Consider the following 15,583-nt stretch of genomic DNA (forward strand, 5'->3'; position numbering starts at 1 on the left):
TTCCATGAGCAAGCTGTCACGCCGCTATTTCGTATCGGGCCGGGTGCAGGGCGTCGGCTACCGGTACTGGGTCACCACCCGTGCCAAGGCCCTTACTCTGGTCGGCTGGGTGCGCAACCGGCGCGACGGCCGGGTGGAAGTGCTGGCCTATGGCGCGAAGAGCGACCTCGACAGCCTGGGCCAGGATCTGCATGCCGGCCCGGAGGCCGCGCAGGTCGAGACGGTGGAAGAAGCCCCGGTGACCCCGGAAGAGGCGGAACTGGCCGCCGGCGCGACCAAGTTCTCGCAGAACGCGACGCTCTAGTCTGCGCGATCACAGCGCGTTGATATCGGCCACTTCGAGAATCTGCTTCGCCGCGCGTGTCCGCGCCACTGCGATCATCGCCCGGCCGACCTGCCGCGTGGTGGTGAGCGCCGCCTGCGGCCAGAGGAACCTGACCAGCGACAGACACGGCATCAGCAGATAATACGCCGCGCGATAGACGCGGCTTTTCGGCTTGATGCCGTCCATTGGTTCGATCACGCCGGGGCGGAACATATAAGCCGCCTTGAACGGCAGCTTCAGCAGCGCATTCTCGGTGCGGCCCTTGACGCGCGCCCACATCGACGGGCCGTTCTCTGTGCCGTCGGTGCTGCGGCCGGACACATATGTGAAAACCATCTGCGGATTGAGTCGTGCCAGCGTGGTGGCGGCCGCCAGCGTGAGATCATAGGTCACGCGCGTATAAGCCGCTTCGCTCATGCCGGCGGACGAGACACCGAGGCAGAAGAAGCAGGCATCGAAGCCGGTCAGACGGTCTTCGATCGCGCTATAGTCGTACATGTCGATGTGATGCAGGTCTTCCAGCTTGCCGGCTTCGGGCAGCCGCCCCATCGGCGTGGCGCGCGCCGCGCTGCGGCCGATGGCAACCACGCGGCTGACACCCGGATCGAGCAGGCATTCGCGCAGCACCGCTTGGCCGACCATGCCGGTGGCGCCGAAGATCAGGATGTTCATGAGCATTCCCCCGAAAGGCCGCAAACCACATCATCCTAACCCAGTGACGACCTGTCGAGGAGGTCGGGCGTCACATTTTTGTCGAGGTGGCGCTTAACGATCAGATCGGTAGAAGTGGTTGGTGTAGGGTGTCACCAGTGGAAGCGTGGCATTTGCCCCAAAGGTTGTCTCGGGCTCTTCGGAAAACAGGAGTTCGACATTCTCCTGTAGACGCCCGCAATACTGCCCCAGTTCCGTGGCACTGCTCACGTCCTGCTGGTTTGCTCCCGCTCCCACCATGATGGTGTCGTAAAGGATATCGATCTCCGGCTCTATGCTGTTGCAGATGAGCAGACGAATGCACATCGCTTTCGCGACATGGCCTTTCGGCGGCTCTCTCAGTCTGGGAACGCGCTCTGACAGCAACTTGGCCATGGCGGCGGTCATCCGACCGAAACAGACAGGTTCATAGGCAGGCCGCTTTCCGAAATATTCATCGAAGTCAAACGCGGGGTTTCGGCGCAGCGACAGCGGGCGATACTTGATCTCCGCCATGAACTCGCTGAATGGCCCGACATGGATTTCGTCGATTTGTCCATCCGCGTGTTTGCGATATCGCACCACGACGGGGATGATAGTGGGGCATTCCAGATACCAGATTTCGGTTTCCTGAAGCGTATCAGGCACGCTCTGCCTGACCAGAGAGGCACGCAGAGGCACTGTGCTGTAGCGCAATGTCGGGCTGCTGCAATCGGGAACCGCGCCCGCGGCATACTCTCTCGTCCGCAGAAAAACTTCGGCGGCGATCTCGCCTGAAAGACCGCTATCCGAACGCCCGGATGGCAGACTTGCGTATTTGGATTGGGCGACAGCCGGAGCCGACAGGCAGATGCCGAGCAGAAGGTGTATCAGTAATTTCCAACGCTGCTGTTTCATTTTCTGGCCTGCCAATGGCGCTGCGCGTGCCAGCAGGATAGAGCGGTGGATAAAACGAGACAAGAACATTATAGAAACTAATAGTGTATTCAGGCCGAACGGGAAAATAAGCGTCCCTATGTCGGCCCGGCCGGGGTGGCAGCGTCCTTGGACTATCGCGGCCATGCGAGCCGCAGCCAAACCAGAGGAGACGACAATGCGCGTGATGGTGATGGTGAAGGCGACCAAGGACAGCGAAGCGGGCTTCATGCCCTCGACCGAACTGCTGGTGGCCATGGGCAAATACAACGAGGAACTGGTGAAGGCCGGCATCATGAAGGGCGGCGACGGGCTGCATGCCTCATCCAGGGGCAAGCGGATTGCCTTCGATGGCGCCAGCCGCACCGTCTATGACGGGCCCTTCGCCGAGACCAAGGAACTGATCGCCGGATTCTGGCTCTGGGAGGTCAAGGACATGGCCGAGGCGGTGGCCTGGGCGAAACGCTGCCCGAATCCGATGCCGGGCCCGAGCGAACTGGAAATCCGGCCAATCATCGAGATGGAGCATTTCGACGCGATCATGACGCCGGAAGCGCAGGCCACCTTCGACCGGGTGCAGGACAAGCTCGACAAGCGCTAAAGCCAGGCTGTGATCCGGAACTGATCCGTGGCGTTGCCCGGATCAGTTCCGGCTGAACATAAATGCCTGAATGCGGGTGCGCAGCGCGCGATAAGTGTCGCTGAAGGCGAGGCGCCGCGGTTCTTCGCCGCCCGCGACAGCGGCGGGATCGGGCAGTCCCCAATGCGCCGTGATCGGCTTGCCGGGCCAGATCGGGCAGACTTCGTTCGCGGCGTCGTCGCAAACGGTGAAGATGAAATCCATTTCCGGTGCCCCCGGCGCGGAGAATTCATTCCAGGATTTCGAGCGCAGGCCTGCGATATCGTGGCCGTTCCCGGTCAGCAGATCGAGCGCCATGGGGTGCACGTCACCCTTGGGAAGCTGCCCGCGCTGTAGCCCCGAAAAAGCCCATTGCCGAGCTGGTTCATCAGCGCCTCGGCCAGAATGCTGCGCGCGGAGTTTCCGGTGCAGAGGAAAAGGACGTTACGGATATTCCGGCTCATTGCATGTCTCAGGCCTTGGCGGCTGTCCCGGAAGACTGCGCGCGCAGCATCAGCATCGCGGCAAAACCGGCGATGCAGAGCCCCGAGGTGAACAGCAGCACATTCTGGCCGTACCATTCGAGCAGCAGTGCGAAGACGAAGGGTGCGCCGGCCTGACCGAAGCGGGCGGGCGCAACAAGCCAGCCCTGTCGTCGTCCATAGCCGACCGGTCCGAAGATCGTCAGTGGCAGAGTGCCTTTGGCAATCGTCATCACGCCGTTGCCGGCGCCATGCAGCAGCGTAAAAAGATAAGCTGCCGGCGGACCGAACAGCAGCAGCGCACCGACGCCGATGGGATGCGTGATCGAGGCCAGTCGCGCCGAGAGCAGCGGATGAAACCGTTGCAGCAGGGTGTGTTCCAGAATCCGCGCGGCCACCTGTGCCGGACCGACCAGTGCCGCGGCGGCAATCGCCACGGCTTTGCTGGCGCCGGCAGCTTCGAGAATGCGCGGCAGGTGCGCTGCCATCGCCGTGCTGGTGATCCAGGTGACGGCAAAGGCGAAGGCGAGCAACAGCATCGGGCGGGTGAACAGCGATTCATCAATCTGTTCCGTCGCCGACGCCGGGCCGGTGATATGTGCCCCCAGGTCGCGGGGGATCAGCAGGCGGTTGAGCGGCAGGCCGATGCAGAGATGTGCGCCGGCCCAGGCAAAGCAGGTGACGCGCCAGCCCCATTCGGCATCGAGCAGGGCGGAGATCGGCCAGCAGACCGTACTGGCGAAACCCGCCAGCAGCGTGATGCCGGTGATCGCGCCGCGGGCGTTCCTGCCATAGATGGCGGTCAGCGTGGCAAAAGCGGCCTCATACAGGCCGATGGCCATGCCGCAGCCGATCAGCAGCCAGGCGGCGACGAAGACCGGCAGGTTGGGCGCGGCGCCGAGCAGGCCAAGGCCGACGGCGAAGATCAGGCTCGACACTGTCAGCACGTTGCGGCCGCCGAAACGATCGATGCGATGGCCGACGCCTGGGCCGATGAAGGCCGTCAGCAGCATCGCTGCCGAGAAGGCGCCATAGATCCAGCCGGTGGAAACACCGAACTCTGCCGCCATGGGACCGGCGAGGATCGCCGGCAGGTAATAGGTCGAGCCCCAGCCAAGCGTCTGGGCGGTGCCGAGGGCCACGACAACCAGTGTACGACGGTCCCTCGATACGGACATGCAGACCTCAGCAGCAGGCAGTTGCGGCAACCGGGCGGGCCTGCTGGCCTGCCTTCACTGCCGTTTCGTTGGCGCGTGTGCAGCAGGCGGTGGCAGCGGGCACCGGTTCGGGCGTGCCGCAGCAACTGGTTCCGCAGCGTTCACCATCGCCTTCGACACCTGTGACTTTAGGCAGATTGGTGCTGCAGACGCCAGTTTCCGGCAGGTCGAGCTGGATATCGTCGGCCGCCATCATGTCGCCCGCGAGTGCAGCGACAATCGAACGTACCTGTTCGTAACCGGTCGCCAGCAGGAAGGTCGGTGCGCGGCCATAGCTCTTGATGCCGGCGATATAGAAGCCGCTGTCGGGCTGTGCCAGTTCGCGATGCCCGTGCGGGCGCACCGTGCCGCAGGAATGCATATTGGGATCGATCATCGGCGCCAGCACGCGCGGGCTTTCGGTGGCCGGATCGAGATCGAGGCGGATTTCGCGCAGCATGGCGAGGTCGGGTCGCTGTCCGGTGGCCGCAATGATACGGTCGACCTCCAGCGTCTGGTCCGCGCCGCCCGGTGTGGCCAGCGTGACGCCGAGTGCGGCGCTGACTTCGATGCAGGTCACCGTGCTGTGCATATGCAGGTCGATGCCGCCGGCCTTCACCAGTGTCTCCAGCGCCTGTCCCAGGGCGCCGCGCGCCGCCAGCTTGTCATTCGCGCCGCCGCCGAACAGGCGCGCGAGGCTGGCGCCGCGCACCGCCCAGACGATCTCGGTGGCCGGCGCGCTGTCCTTCAGCTTCGCCAGATCGAGCAGCACATTGGCCGCCGAATGTCCGGCGCCGATCACCAGAATGCGCTTGCCGGCATAATGCGCGGCATCGCGGCCGAGCACATCCGGCACGCCGTAGGCAATCGCATCCCGGGCTGCGGTCTCGCCGGGCACCGGCAGGCCGTTGCCGCCGATCGGATTGTGCTGGGTCCAGGTGCCCGAGGTGTCGATCACGGCAGAGGCCAGTTCCTGCCGCTCGCGCCCGTCCTTGTGCTGCACGATGACGGAGAAGGGTGCGTGGTCGCGGCCGGCGGATTTCATCTTGTCGAAGCCGAGCCGGCTCACGCCGGTGACGCGCGCATCGCATTCCAGCACGGCAGCGATTTCGGGCGTGGCGGCCAGCGGCTTCAGATACTGCTCATACAGTTCCGCGCCGGTCGGATGCAGGCTACGCTTCGGAGCCTGCCAGCCGTTCCTGTCCAGCAGGGCGCGAGCGGCCTTGTCGATATTGTAGGACCAGGGCGAGAAGAGCTGCACATGGCCCCAGTCGCGCACATGGGCGCCGACCTCGCTGCCGGCTTCCAGCAGCTTCACCGGAATGTTGCGCACGACCAGATGCGCGGCGGCGGCAAGTCCGACCGGACCGGCACCGATCACGACGACAGGCAGGCTGGTGCGGATGATCTTCGTCAGGGCGGTCATGGTGTCGTTTCCTTAGTTGTTCGTCGAACTACGAATATTCTGGGCAAATTTTTTTACAGATCGCCGATCAGATGCTGCATGCGACGCAGCTTCTGCAGGTCGACGCAGTAGCAGGGACGCTCGCCCTCGATCTCGCCTTTCACCAGACCGGCATCCTTCAGGATGGTCAGATGCTGCGAAGCAGTGGAGGGGGCGACCGGCAGCAGGTCGGCCAGACGGCCGAAGTAGCAGGCGCCGATGCGCAGCAGGTTGCGCAGGATCAGGATGCGGACGGGATGGGCGACGGCCTTGGCCAGCATGGCCAGTTCCTCGTCTTCCGGCCGCAGCGTTTCGGCCAAGGCGACAGCGCCGGTCGCGCTGTCGCAGCAGCTGTCCTCGGCCCCCACCGGGCGGGCGTCAGGTTTCGTCGGAGAGGCGATCTTGTTCGTCATTCGACGAATAACATATACCGGGATCGTCCCGGGTCAAGCGGAATGTTTGGCGGGATTGCAATGGCGGAAGCGTACCTTATATGTTCCTTTTCTGCGCGGTCCCCCGGCAGATATGTTTCACGGCCTATGTTTCACGGAATAAGCAAATATAAGGATGCTATAAGCACTGAATAAGCATCGAATAAGGTCACCGCAGACTTGCCATCACGCGCAGATAAGCTGTCTAAGAAGATCAGAAAGAAGACATAGTAATATGATTACAAAGAAAAAATACAGGATGACACTGAAGGAGTGGGCGATCTGTTATGCCGGCGCTCTGGTCCTGGGCGGTGTGGGATGGGTGACGACCGGCAACCAGTGGGTCGGCTTCGGCTCCATCCTCATCTTCACGGCCGGCTACGTGCTCTGGCTCAAGTCCAAGAAGGCTGCGGCCGAGCCGGTGGTGATCTCGACCGATCATCTCAGCCGCCAGCAGAAGCGCGAGTTGAAGCGCAAGAATAAGATTTAGATTTCAGTTTCTTAGGTTGTGTATCTGATTAGGTAGTGCAAGTAGTGCCCAGCCGGTCGAGCAGGGCGGCTTCTACAGTGTCACGTAAGATCAGGTCGACCTCGGGCAGCGAGGGTGTCAGGCCCAGATCGGCCAGCGAGGTGACGCCGTAGGGTTCGGCCTCGGTGTTCTGGATGCCGCAGGCGACGATGCCGCCGTAGTGGTCCAGGTCGGGGTCGACGTTCAGGCTCAGGCCGTGGAAGGTGATCCAGTGGCGGACCCGGACACCGATGGCGGCGATCTTGTCCTCGCGGCCCGGTCCCTGATCGGGGCGGTCGACCCAGACGCCGACCCGGCTGTCACGGATCGCGCCGGCGACATTGAAGCGGGCGAGGCTGGCGATCACCCAGTCCTCCATCCGGCAGACGAAGGCACGCACGTCGCGGCCCCGTTTGGTCAGGTCCAGCATCAGGTAGACCACCCGCTGGCCCGGCCCATGATAGGTGTACTGGCCGCCCCGGCCGGTGGCGAAGACCGGGAACTGGGAGCTGAGCAGGTCGGCCGGTTTGGCCGAGGTACCGGCGGTGTAGAGCGGCGGATGCTCCAGCAGCCAGATCGCCTCGTTGGCCCGGCCGGCATGGATGTCGGCTACCCGGGCCTCCATCGCGGCCTGGGCGACCTCGTAGGCCACCGGAGCGTCGCTGATGATCCAGTCCACCGGTCCGGCCGGGGTCTGGATGGTCTGGTTGGGGGGCGGCAGAAGGGAGGGCATGACCTTAAGACTGTGCTAACCTTGCAGGGGTTACTTAAGCCCTGCAGTGGCCCAAAGGAAGTGCGGCCGAGGAAGGTGTTGTATGGCGACCAATGCGGTCAACGACGTCTCGGTGGAAATCTCGGTGGTGCTGGGCAAGGCCACCATGCCGATCCACCAGGTGCTGAAAGTCGGCCGCGGCGCCGTCATCGAGCTGGACGCCAGCGTGGATGACCATGCCTGGATCTTCGCCAACAACAAGCTGATCGCCCGCGGCGAGATCGTGATTTCCGGCGAGAAGGTCGCCGTCTCGATCACCGACACGATGTCCGAAGACTGACCGGACGATTAAAGCTGCGTTTTTAAGGCCTTGTGCGGCCTTGAATACCCCGGCGGGATTTGCTATTCCCCCGCGTCGCCCGAAAATGCGGTCGTGGCGGAATTGGTAGACGCGCAGCCTTGAGGTGGCTGTGGCCGAAAGGCCGTGAAAGTTCGAGTCTTTTCGACCGCACCATTCGAAACCTCTCCAGGGTCCGGGCGTCCCACTTTCATCGCAGGACGGGCTGTTGTAAGCCTGATTGCCCCGGCGGCATGTGCTTCGCTGTCGCCCCTGATCGTACTGATCCTGCGAGAGTTTTGATGACATCCGATCTCGACCGCGCGGCCCTGGAATACCACCGGCTGCCGAAGCCGGGTAAGCTCGAAATCACCCCGACCAAGCCGCTCGGTACCCAGCGCGACCTGGCGCTCGCCTACAGCCCCGGCGTCGCCGCCGCCTGCAATGCCATCAAGGACGATCCGGCCCAGGCCGCCGAGCTGACCGCGCGCGGCAACTTGATCGGCGTGATCTCCAACGGCACCGCCGTGCTCGGCCTCGGCAATATCGGGCCTCTCGCGTCCAAGCCCGTCATGGAAGGCAAGGCGGTGCTATTCAAGAAGTTCGCCGGCATCGACGTCTTCGACATCGAGGTCAACGAAACCGATCCCGACAAGCTGGTGCAGATCATCGCGGCGCTCGAGCCGACCTTCGGCGGCATCAACCTGGAAGACATCAAGTCGCCGGAATGTTTCGTGGTCGAGCGCGCGCTGCGCCAGAAGATGAAGATCCCGGTCTTCCACGACGACCAGCATGGCACGGCGATCACCGTGGCGGCTGCGGTGCTGAACGGCCTGCGCGTGGTCGGCAAGAAGATGGAAGATGTTCGACTAGTGGCCAGCGGCGCCGGCGCTGCGGCGCTCGCCTGCCTCGACCTTCTGGTCGAACTGGGCATCAAGAAGGAGAATATCGTCGTCAGCGACATCGTCGGCGTGGTCTATGAAGGCCGCACCGAGCAGATGGATGAGTTCAAGGCGCGCTATGCGCGGCCGACCAACCACCGCACGCTGAGCGACGCGATCAGCGGCGCCGATGTCTTCCTCGGGCTTTCGGCCGCCAATGTGCTGAAGCCGGAAATGGTCGAGAAGATGGGGCCGAAGCCGCTGATTCTCGCGCTGGCCAATCCCTCGCCGGAAATCCTGCCGGAAGCGGCCAAGGCTGTACGTCCCGATGCGATCCTGGCCACGGGGCGGTCTGATTATCCCAACCAGGTCAACAACGTGCTGTGCTTCCCGTTCCTGTTCCGCGGCGCGCTGGATGTCGGCGCCACCACGATCAACACGGAGATGGAACTGGCCGCGGTGCGCGCCATCGCCGATCTCGCCATGGCGGAAATCTCCGACGTGGTTGCGCGCGCCTATGGCAACGACGAAGACCTGAGCTTCGGCCCGGAATACTTCATCCCGAAGCCCTTCGATCCGCGCCTGATCCTGCAGATCGCGCCCGCCGTCGCCCAGGCGGCGATGGACAGCGGCGTGGCGACGCGCCCGATCGCCGACATGGATGCCTATCGCCACAGCCTGGAGCGCTTCGTTTATCGCACCGGCTTCGTGATGCGGCCGACATTCGAGCGCGCCAAGCGCAAGCCGATGCGCCTGATCTATGCCGAGGGCGAGGATGAGCGCGTGCTGCGTGCCGCCCAGATCGTGCTGGACGACAAGGTGGCGGTGCCGACCCTGATCGGCCGCCGCGCCGTGGTGGAAAAGCGCATCGAAAAGCTCGGCCTGCGCCTGAAAATCGGCACCAATGTGGAACTGATCGACCCCGAGCGCGACGACCGCTATCACGAATACTGGACCGGTTATCTGGCGCTGATGAACCGCAAGGGCGTGGCGCCCGACGATGCCCGCATCATGATCCGCACCAATACCACGGTGATTGCCGCCATGGCGGTGCAGCGCGGCGAGGCGGATGCGATGCTTTGCGGCGCGGTCGGCCAGTACGACCAGCATCTGCCGCATATCCAGGATGTGATCGGTCTGCGCAGCGGTGTGGCGCTGGCCGCAGCCATGCAGCTGCTGGTGCTGCCGCAGGGCATGCTGTTCATCACCGACACCAATGTCAGCCTAGATCCCACCGCCGATGAGATCGTGGCGATCACGCAGATCGCGGCCGATGAAGTGCGCCGTTTCGGCCTGGTGCCGAAGATAGCACTGGTGTCGCACTCCAATTTCGGCACCTCGTCGTCGCCGTCGGCGCAGAAGATGCGCGAGGCAACTCACCGCCTGCACCAGCTGATGCCCGATGTGGAGATCGAAGGCGAGATGAAGGCCGATGCCGCCGTCTCGGAAGCGATCCGCGAGAAGCTGATGCCCGGCAACGGCCTGAAGGGCAGTGCCAATCTGCTGGTGATGCCGAATCAGGATGCCGCCAATATCTCGGCCAATCTGGTGCGCCAGATGGAGCAGGGCTTCTATGTCGGTCCGATCCTGATGGGCATGGCCAAGTCGGCGCATATCGTGTCGCGCAATGTCACCGTGCGCGGCCTGGTCAATATGAGCGCCGTCGCCGTGGTGGATGCGCAGGACCATGCCGAAGGCCTGATGGGACGCGGCGCCTGAGATTTTAGTGGCCGAGAACGGCGCGGTCCGTGGCCGCGTCCCAGTCGTGGCCGGCGGCGAAATCGCGCAGCTGGCCCAGCGCAACATGCGCGTCGTCGCGCCAGCGCAGGCCGATGCGATGCATGTCGCGTAGTTCGGGCAGAGTGAGCGTCGCCACTGTGTCGCTCGCCAGCCAGTGCGGCAGCAGCGCGACGCCGATGCCGGCCTCCACCAGCGCCAGCAGAGCCGCATCGCTTTCGGCCCGGCCGATGATGCGCGGACGCACATTCAGTCCGTCGAACAGCCTCTCGGCCGCCGGCATGATCTCGGCCTGGGGGCGGATTACGAAAGGCTGGTCCTGCAAATCTGAAATCCGTGCGCTGCTGCGCCGCGCCAGCGGATGCTTGGGCGGTACAGCGAGCAGGTAGCGCTGGCGGAACAGCGTCAGGCTGTGCTCATCACTTTCATCTCCCAGCGGCAGGATCGCCGCATCGATGCGGCCGAGATCAAGCCGGCGCGTCAGCGTGGCCGCCGGTGCTTCGAGAATCTCCAGCGCCACATCGGGATGGGCCGAGGCGAAGCTGCCGAGCAGGGCGGTCAGTCGCTGCTGCGGCAGGCCGGGAATGTAGCCGAGCCGCAGGCGCAGTTTGGTCGGCCGGCCTTCCTGGCGCAGTTCGCGCCGCGCCGCTGTCCATTCCTGCAGCAGCAGTCGGGCTCGGGGCAAGAAACGTGCGCCGGCGGGAGTCAGTTGCGGCGTGCGGCTGCGCTCGAACAGGCTGGCGCCCAGCGACTCTTCCAGCCGCTTGATCCCGGCCGAGAGGGTCGGCTGGGTGACGTTGGCGCGCTCGGCCCCGCGGGTGAAGCTGCCGGTTTCGGCCACGGCCATGAAATAGCGGATCAGGGTCAGGTTCATCGATCATAGAAAAACCCTATCCGACTGATAAAAACAATCGATTTTCTCTATTCAACTTTCCACGCTATCACGGCAGGCAGAGGAAACCGGCCGGAAGGGGCTGCCAGCCATGACCGAGAAATACATCGAAACGCTCCGCATGATGACGCAGGCCTGGCAATGCGACCATCTGGGCCACGTGAATGTCAGCTTCTACATGGGCTGGCTGGGCGATGCCGCTTTTGCCATGGGCGCCATGCATGGCTGGCCGCGCGAGCAGATGCTGGCCGAACAGGCGGGCGTTGCTGCGGTGAAGGCCGAAGTCGATTACCAGGCCGAACTGCGCGGCGGCGACATGGTGCGGATGGAAAGCACGGTCGAAAGCATTGCTGAACGCAAGATCGTGTTTCGCCACCGCCTGATCCGCGTCGGCGATGAGAAGCTGGCGATGACCGCGCGGCTGACCGGTGTTTGCATCGATCTGGTGAAGCGCCGCTCGCGGCCGTTTCCGCAGAATTTTGTGGCGCGTATCGTCGAGACATTCGGCATCAAGCCGGTCGCGCCAAAGGAGGCTGCAGCGTGAATATGGTGACTGAGTTCAAGCCCGCCGACCCCGGTTTCGAGGCTCGCGTGCGCGACAGTTTCAACCGCCAGCCGGCCATGCATCTGATCGGCGCGGTGCTGACCACGGTGAAGCCGGGCCTCTGCGAGGTGGAAATGCCGCGCAAGCCGGAGGTGACCCAGCAGCATGGCTTCGTTCACGGCGGCATCGTCGGCATGATCGCGGATTCGGCGGCCGGCTATGCCGCCTACAGCCTGTTTCCGGCCGACGCCACGGTGCTGACGGTGGAATACAAGATGAACCTGATGGCGCCGGCCGACGGCGACCGCATGNNTTCGACGTCTTTGCAGAAAAATCGGGAAAGATGCTGCATTGCGCTACGGGACTCGCGACCATGATGTGCATGCTGGGACGCCCTGACGCACCCCGCACGGCTGTATCCTGAGCCACGATCCGCTACACTTCCGCCACCCCCGATTCAGGGTTCGCCTGAATCCGTCCGAGAAGGGCCAATAACCATGATTTCCAACAGCTATCCGACGCTCGATTTCGGGCTCGGCGAGACCGCCGACATGCTGCGCCAGTCCGTACGCGGCTTCGTCGACGCCGAACTGGCGCCGCGCGCCGATGCCATCGACAAGACCAACGAATTCCCGCGCGATCTGTGGACCAAGTTTGGCGATCTTGGCCTGCATGGGATCACGGTGGAGGAAGAGTATGGCGGCAGCGGGCTGGGCTATCTGGAACACTGCGTAGCGATGGAAGAGGTGAGTCGCGGCTCGGCCTCCGTTGGGCTCTCGTATGGCGCGCATTCCAATCTCTGCGTCAACCAGATCCGCCGCAACGGCAACACTGAGCAGAAGAAGAAGTATCTGCCGGGTCTGATCAGCGGTAAAAGCCTCGGCGCGCTGGCAATGAGCGAACCCAATGCCGGCTCGGATGTCGTATCGATGAAGCTGCGCGCCGACAAGAAGGGCGACCGCTACATCCTGAACGGCAACAAGATGTGGATCACCAATGGTCCCACCGCGGATGTGCTGGTGGTCTATGCCAAGACCGATCCGGCCGCCGGCCCGCGTGGCATCACGGCCTTTCTGGTCGAGAAGGGCTTCAAGGGTTTCTCCACGGCGCAGAAGCTCGACAAGCTGGGCATGCGCGGTTCGGATACAGGCGAACTGGTGTTCCAGGACTGCGAAGTGCCCGAAGAGAATGTGCTGAACCAGGTCGGGCGCGGTGTGAATGTGCTGATGAGCGGCCTGGATTATGAGCGCGCCGTGCTGGCTGCCGGTCCACTGGGCATCATGCAGGCGGCGATGGATGTGGTGATTCCCTACATTCACGAGCGTAAGCAGTTCGGCCAGTCGATCGGCACCTTCCAGCTGATACAGGGCAAGGTGGCCGACATGTATACCGAGATGAATGCATCGCGAGCTTATGTCTACACGGTGGCCAAGGCCTGCGACCGCGGCCAGACCACGCGCAAGGATGCCGCCGGCGCGATCCTGTTCGCTGCCGAGAAGGCGACCAAGCTGGCGCTCGATGCGATCCAGATCCTGGGCGGCAACGGCTATATCAACGACTATCCGACCGGGCGCCTGCTGCGCGATGCCAAGCTCTATGAAATCGGCGCTGGCACCTCGGAAATCCGGCGCATGCTGATCGGCCGCGAAATCTTCGAGGAGACCAAGTGAGGCTGCTGCATTCCATCTTTCTTGCTGGTGTTACCCTTGCCGCGTTGCCCGCCTGGGCGGGCGACGAGACTGATGTGCGCTGGGAGCCGCTGCGTGCGCCCGAGCAACGCGTGCGGTGGGAGGCGGAAGGCCTGACGGCAGCGCCGCAACTGGCGGAATCGTTTTCTTCGCCGCTGGGCTACCGGCTGGAGCGCTATCTGTGGAAAGCACAGAAGCCGGCCGGCAGTTTTGCCCTCGCTGTGCTGCGCGACCTGAGCGAGGAAGACCATTATCTCAGCGGTCCGGTCGACCTGATCCGGTTTGCCACGACTGTGCTGAACGGGCTGGAAGCGCCGAAGCCGCAGGCGACCCAGACGGCCGACGAAAAGCTGGCGACGCCGAATGGCCCGGTGCTGTCGCGTCGCTTCGACCTCGGCACACGGCAATGCGTGTCGCTCGGCTTCTATGCACAGCCGCAAACGGCGGAAGGCGCCAGTGGCCTGCAGGCCAAAGCCGCCAAGGACGAACCGCTGACCGAAGGCAGCCAGCGGCTGGATGGCGTGTATTGCGCCACAGCCGGCCGGCCGCTGACGCCTGAACAGGTGCTGGCTTACGCAGCCGGCGTGAAGCTGATGCAGCGGAAGGACTGAGATGAGCGCCAATGACATGACGGGGCGTCGCCGGATTTCGTCGGGATCGACCTTCGAGAAGACCATGGGCTATTCGCGCGCCGTGGTGGATGGCGACTGGATTCATGTTTCGGGGACCACCGGCTACGATTATGCCACGATGACGATCAGCGACGATCCCGTGGTGCAATGCGAGCAGATATTCAAAAACATCTCGGCGGCACTGGCGCAGGCCGGCTGCAGCCTGGATGACGTGGTGCGGGTGCACTACTACCTGACCGATGCAAGCTTTTTCGAGAAGATCGCGCCGATCTGCGGGCGGCATTTCGCCAGGGCATTGCCGGCGGCGACCGCACTGATCTGCCAGTTGATCGATCCGAAGATGAAGCTGGAGATTGAAGTCACGGCCCGCAAGCAGAGTTGAGGGAAGGCGTAGCATGCTGACCGAAGAACAGCAGATGATCCGCGATATGGCGCGGGATTTTGCCCAGGAAAAACTGGTGCCCGGCGCGAGCGAACGCGACCGCAGCGGTAAACCGCCGGTCGAGTTGCTGCGCCAGATGGGCAATCTCGGCCTGATGGGCATGGGCGTGCCCGAACAGTGGGGCGGTGCAGGTGCCGATTTTGTCGCCTATGTGCTGGCGCTGCAGGAGATTGCCGCCGGCGACGGCGCAGTCAGCACCATTATGTCGGTCAACAATTCACCTGTATGCGCAGCGCTGCTGCGCTATGGCAGCCTGCAGCAGAAGGAACAGTATCTGAAGCCGTTGGCGCGCGGCGAATGGATCGGCGCCTTCTGCCTGACCGAACCGCAAGCCGGTTCGGATGCCTCTGCCCTCAAGACCCGGGCCCGGCGTGAAGGCAATGACTGGGTGATCAGCGGCGTAAAGCAGTTCATCACCTCGGGCTCGATCGCGAAACTGGCATTGGTCTTTGCCATCAGCGATCCGGCGGCCGGCAAGCGCGGCATGTCCTGCTTCCTGGTTCCCACCGACACGCCCGGTTACCGCGTGGCCAGCATTGAACAGAAGCTGGGGCAGAAATGCTCCGACACCTGCCAGATCGTGCTGGAGGATGTGCGGGTACCGGAAGACGCGATCCTGGGCGCTGAGGGCGAGGGCTACCGGATCGCGCTCGCCAACCTGGAATCTGGCCGCATCGGCATTGCCGCACAGGCAACCGGCATGGCGCGGGCGGCTTTCGACGCCGCGCGGCTGTATGCAGGCCAGCGCGAGGCCTTTGGCACCGCCATCATCAACCATCAGGCGGTGGCCTTCCGGCTGGCCGACATGGCGACCCGCATCGAAGCGGCGCATCAGCTGATCCTGAATGCGGCCCGGCTGAAGGATGCCGGCCAGCCTTGCCTGAAAGAGGCCAGCATGGCCAAATTGTTTGCCTCTGAAATGGCCGAGCGGGTATGCTCGGATGCCATCCAGATTCACGGCGGTTACGGCTATCTGGCCGACTTCCCGGTGGAACGCATCTACCGGGATGTCCGCGTCTGCCAGATTTACGAAGGCACCAGCGACGTCCAGCGGCTGGTGATCAGCCGGGCTATCGCCGGGAACGCCCCGGGAAGCTAGGGAAGAAAC

General features: G+C 63.6%; 18 protein-coding genes, 1 tRNA gene and 1 pseudogene. 12 read left to right on the forward strand and 8 right to left on the reverse strand.

What is annotated here, in order from left to right; translation table 11 throughout:
• Positions 1–4 precede the first annotated feature (4 nt).
• Positions 5–304, forward strand: coding sequence for an acylphosphatase (locus CTR53_RS18205; protein WP_290816843.1), 300 nt, complete (start codon positions 5–7; stop codon positions 302–304).
• 9 nt (positions 305–313) lie between these two features.
• On the opposite strand, the gene CTR53_RS18210 is transcribed toward CTR53_RS18205, so the two are convergent.
• Positions 314–997: an NAD-dependent epimerase/dehydratase family protein gene (locus CTR53_RS18210; RefSeq protein WP_290816845.1), complete on the reverse strand. Its 684-nt coding sequence runs from the start codon at positions 995–997 to the stop codon at positions 314–316.
• 93 nt (positions 998–1,090) lie between these two features.
• Entirely contained in the window at positions 1,091–2,077 is a 987-nt protein-coding gene (locus tag CTR53_RS18215) for a hypothetical protein (protein WP_290816847.1), read from the reverse strand.
• A 31-nt stretch (positions 2,078–2,108) separates the two neighbouring features.
• Here CTR53_RS18215 and CTR53_RS18220 point away from each other — a divergent pair, with 31 nt between their 5' ends.
• Entirely contained in the window at positions 2,109–2,531 is a 423-nt protein-coding gene (locus CTR53_RS18220) for a YciI family protein (RefSeq protein WP_290816850.1), read from the forward strand.
• 57 nt (positions 2,532–2,588) lie between these two features.
• Here the strand turns inward: CTR53_RS18220 and CTR53_RS18225 are convergent.
• The 4 genes and pseudogenes from CTR53_RS18225 to CTR53_RS18240 form a co-directional block, all read right to left on the reverse strand.
• A pseudogene (locus tag CTR53_RS18225) lies at positions 2,589–3,013 on the reverse strand (arsenate reductase ArsC); the annotation flags it as partial.
• A gap of 8 nt (positions 3,014–3,021) precedes the next feature.
• A complete protein-coding gene (locus CTR53_RS18230; protein WP_290816855.1) occupies positions 3,022–4,209 on the reverse strand; it encodes an MFS transporter in 1,188 nt (395 codons plus the stop codon).
• A gap of 7 nt (positions 4,210–4,216) precedes the next feature.
• The gene (locus CTR53_RS18235) at positions 4,217–5,653 is read right to left on the reverse strand and encodes an NAD(P)-binding protein (RefSeq protein WP_290816858.1); all 1,437 of its coding nucleotides are present in this window, start codon (positions 5,651–5,653) and stop codon (positions 4,217–4,219) included.
• 53 nt (positions 5,654–5,706) lie between these two features.
• The gene (locus CTR53_RS18240) at positions 5,707–6,084 is read right to left on the reverse strand and encodes a helix-turn-helix transcriptional regulator (protein WP_290816861.1); all 378 of its coding nucleotides are present in this window, start codon (positions 6,082–6,084) and stop codon (positions 5,707–5,709) included.
• Between the two features lie 277 nt (positions 6,085–6,361).
• Between CTR53_RS18240 and CTR53_RS18245 the strand changes: the two genes are divergently transcribed.
• The gene (locus CTR53_RS18245) at positions 6,362–6,592 is read left to right on the forward strand and encodes a hypothetical protein (protein WP_290816864.1); all 231 of its coding nucleotides are present in this window, start codon (positions 6,362–6,364) and stop codon (positions 6,590–6,592) included.
• Positions 6,593–6,620: 28 nt separating this feature from the next.
• Here the strand turns inward: CTR53_RS18245 and lipB are convergent, their stop codons facing one another.
• The gene (gene lipB, locus CTR53_RS18250; protein WP_290816867.1) at positions 6,621–7,343 is read right to left on the reverse strand and encodes a lipoyl(octanoyl) transferase LipB; all 723 of its coding nucleotides are present in this window, start codon (positions 7,341–7,343) and stop codon (positions 6,621–6,623) included.
• A gap of 82 nt (positions 7,344–7,425) precedes the next feature.
• Between lipB and CTR53_RS18255 the strand changes: the two genes are divergently transcribed.
• From CTR53_RS18255 to CTR53_RS18265, 3 genes are all read left to right on the forward strand, one after another.
• On the forward strand, positions 7,426–7,662 hold the full coding sequence (locus CTR53_RS18255) for a FliM/FliN family flagellar motor switch protein (RefSeq protein WP_290816870.1): 237 nt from the start codon (positions 7,426–7,428) through the stop codon (positions 7,660–7,662).
• 87 nt (positions 7,663–7,749) lie between these two features.
• A tRNA-Leu gene (locus tag CTR53_RS18260) sits at positions 7,750–7,836 on the forward strand.
• A 125-nt stretch (positions 7,837–7,961) separates the two neighbouring features.
• Positions 7,962–10,259 carry an NADP-dependent malic enzyme gene (locus tag CTR53_RS18265; RefSeq protein WP_290816874.1) on the forward strand — a complete coding sequence of 766 codons (2,298 nt, stop codon included), beginning with the start codon at positions 7,962–7,964 and terminating at the stop codon, positions 10,257–10,259.
• A gap of 4 nt (positions 10,260–10,263) precedes the next feature.
• On the opposite strand, the gene CTR53_RS18270 is transcribed toward CTR53_RS18265, so the two are convergent.
• The gene (locus tag CTR53_RS18270; RefSeq protein ID WP_290816877.1) at positions 10,264–11,151 is read right to left on the reverse strand and encodes a LysR family transcriptional regulator; all 888 of its coding nucleotides are present in this window, start codon (positions 11,149–11,151) and stop codon (positions 10,264–10,266) included.
• 109 nt (positions 11,152–11,260) lie between these two features.
• Here CTR53_RS18270 and CTR53_RS18275 point away from each other — a divergent pair, with 109 nt between their 5' ends.
• The 6 genes from CTR53_RS18275 to CTR53_RS18300 all read left to right on the forward strand — a co-directional run bounded on the left by CTR53_RS18275 (position 11,261) and on the right by CTR53_RS18300 (position 15,574).
• Positions 11,261–11,713, forward strand: coding sequence for a thioesterase family protein (locus tag CTR53_RS18275; protein ID WP_290816880.1), 453 nt, complete (start codon positions 11,261–11,263; stop codon positions 11,711–11,713).
• Positions 11,714–11,715: 2 nt separating this feature from the next.
• Positions 11,716–12,090 carry a PaaI family thioesterase gene (locus CTR53_RS18280; RefSeq protein WP_290816969.1) on the forward strand — a complete coding sequence of 125 codons (375 nt, stop codon included), beginning with the start codon at positions 11,716–11,718 and terminating at the stop codon, positions 12,088–12,090.
• 120 nt (positions 12,091–12,210) lie between these two features.
• On the forward strand, positions 12,211–13,383 hold the full coding sequence (locus CTR53_RS18285; protein WP_290816883.1) for an isovaleryl-CoA dehydrogenase: 1,173 nt from the start codon (positions 12,211–12,213) through the stop codon (positions 13,381–13,383).
• The gene (locus CTR53_RS18290) at positions 13,380–14,012 is read left to right on the forward strand and encodes a hypothetical protein (protein ID WP_290816886.1); all 633 of its coding nucleotides are present in this window, start codon (positions 13,380–13,382) and stop codon (positions 14,010–14,012) included. The genes CTR53_RS18285 and CTR53_RS18290 overlap by 4 nt, the downstream gene beginning before the upstream one ends.
• Position 14,013: 1 nt before the next feature.
• Positions 14,014–14,415 (forward strand): RidA family protein, encoded by a 402-nt coding sequence (locus tag CTR53_RS18295; RefSeq protein WP_290816888.1) that lies wholly within the window; start codon positions 14,014–14,016, stop codon positions 14,413–14,415.
• Between the two features lie 13 nt (positions 14,416–14,428).
• Positions 14,429–15,574 (forward strand): acyl-CoA dehydrogenase family protein, encoded by a 1,146-nt coding sequence (locus CTR53_RS18300; protein WP_290816890.1) that lies wholly within the window; start codon positions 14,429–14,431, stop codon positions 15,572–15,574.
• Positions 15,575–15,583 lie beyond the last annotated feature (9 nt).

This window comes from Ferrovibrio sp., assembly GCF_002796975.1.
Taxonomy (GTDB): Bacteria; Pseudomonadota; Alphaproteobacteria; order Ferrovibrionales; family Ferrovibrionaceae; genus Ferrovibrio.

Excerpts from the sequence above, each read along its gene's own strand:
- CTR53_RS18205 (WP_290816843.1), top strand. The coding sequence starts at position 5 with ATGAGCAAGCTGTCACGCCGCTATTTCGTATCGGGCCGGGTGCAGGGC.
- CTR53_RS18210 (WP_290816845.1), bottom strand. The coding sequence starts at position 997 with ATGAACATCCTGATCTTCGGCGCCACCGGCATGGTCGGCCAAGCGGTG.
- CTR53_RS18215 (WP_290816847.1), bottom strand. The coding sequence starts at position 2,077 with ATGGCCGCGATAGTCCAAGGACGCTGCCACCCCGGCCGGGCCGACATA.
- CTR53_RS18220 (WP_290816850.1), top strand. The coding sequence starts at position 2,109 with ATGCGCGTGATGGTGATGGTGAAGGCGACCAAGGACAGCGAAGCGGGC.
- CTR53_RS18230 (WP_290816855.1), bottom strand. The coding sequence starts at position 4,209 with ATGTCCGTATCGAGGGACCGTCGTACACTGGTTGTCGTGGCCCTCGGC.
- CTR53_RS18235 (WP_290816858.1), bottom strand. The coding sequence starts at position 5,653 with ATGACCGCCCTGACGAAGATCATCCGCACCAGCCTGCCTGTCGTCGTG.
- CTR53_RS18240 (WP_290816861.1), bottom strand. The coding sequence starts at position 6,084 with ATGACGAACAAGATCGCCTCTCCGACGAAACCTGACGCCCGCCCGGTG.
- CTR53_RS18245 (WP_290816864.1), top strand. The coding sequence starts at position 6,362 with ATGACACTGAAGGAGTGGGCGATCTGTTATGCCGGCGCTCTGGTCCTG.
- lipB (WP_290816867.1), bottom strand. The coding sequence starts at position 7,343 with ATGCCCTCCCTTCTGCCGCCCCCCAACCAGACCATCCAGACCCCGGCC.
- CTR53_RS18255 (WP_290816870.1), top strand. The coding sequence starts at position 7,426 with ATGGCGACCAATGCGGTCAACGACGTCTCGGTGGAAATCTCGGTGGTG.
- CTR53_RS18265 (WP_290816874.1), top strand. The coding sequence starts at position 7,962 with ATGACATCCGATCTCGACCGCGCGGCCCTGGAATACCACCGGCTGCCG.
- CTR53_RS18270 (WP_290816877.1), bottom strand. The coding sequence starts at position 11,151 with ATGAACCTGACCCTGATCCGCTATTTCATGGCCGTGGCCGAAACCGGC.
- CTR53_RS18275 (WP_290816880.1), top strand. The coding sequence starts at position 11,261 with ATGACCGAGAAATACATCGAAACGCTCCGCATGATGACGCAGGCCTGG.
- CTR53_RS18285 (WP_290816883.1), top strand. The coding sequence starts at position 12,211 with ATGATTTCCAACAGCTATCCGACGCTCGATTTCGGGCTCGGCGAGACC.
- CTR53_RS18295 (WP_290816888.1), top strand. The coding sequence starts at position 14,014 with ATGAGCGCCAATGACATGACGGGGCGTCGCCGGATTTCGTCGGGATCG.
- CTR53_RS18300 (WP_290816890.1), top strand. The coding sequence starts at position 14,429 with ATGCTGACCGAAGAACAGCAGATGATCCGCGATATGGCGCGGGATTTT.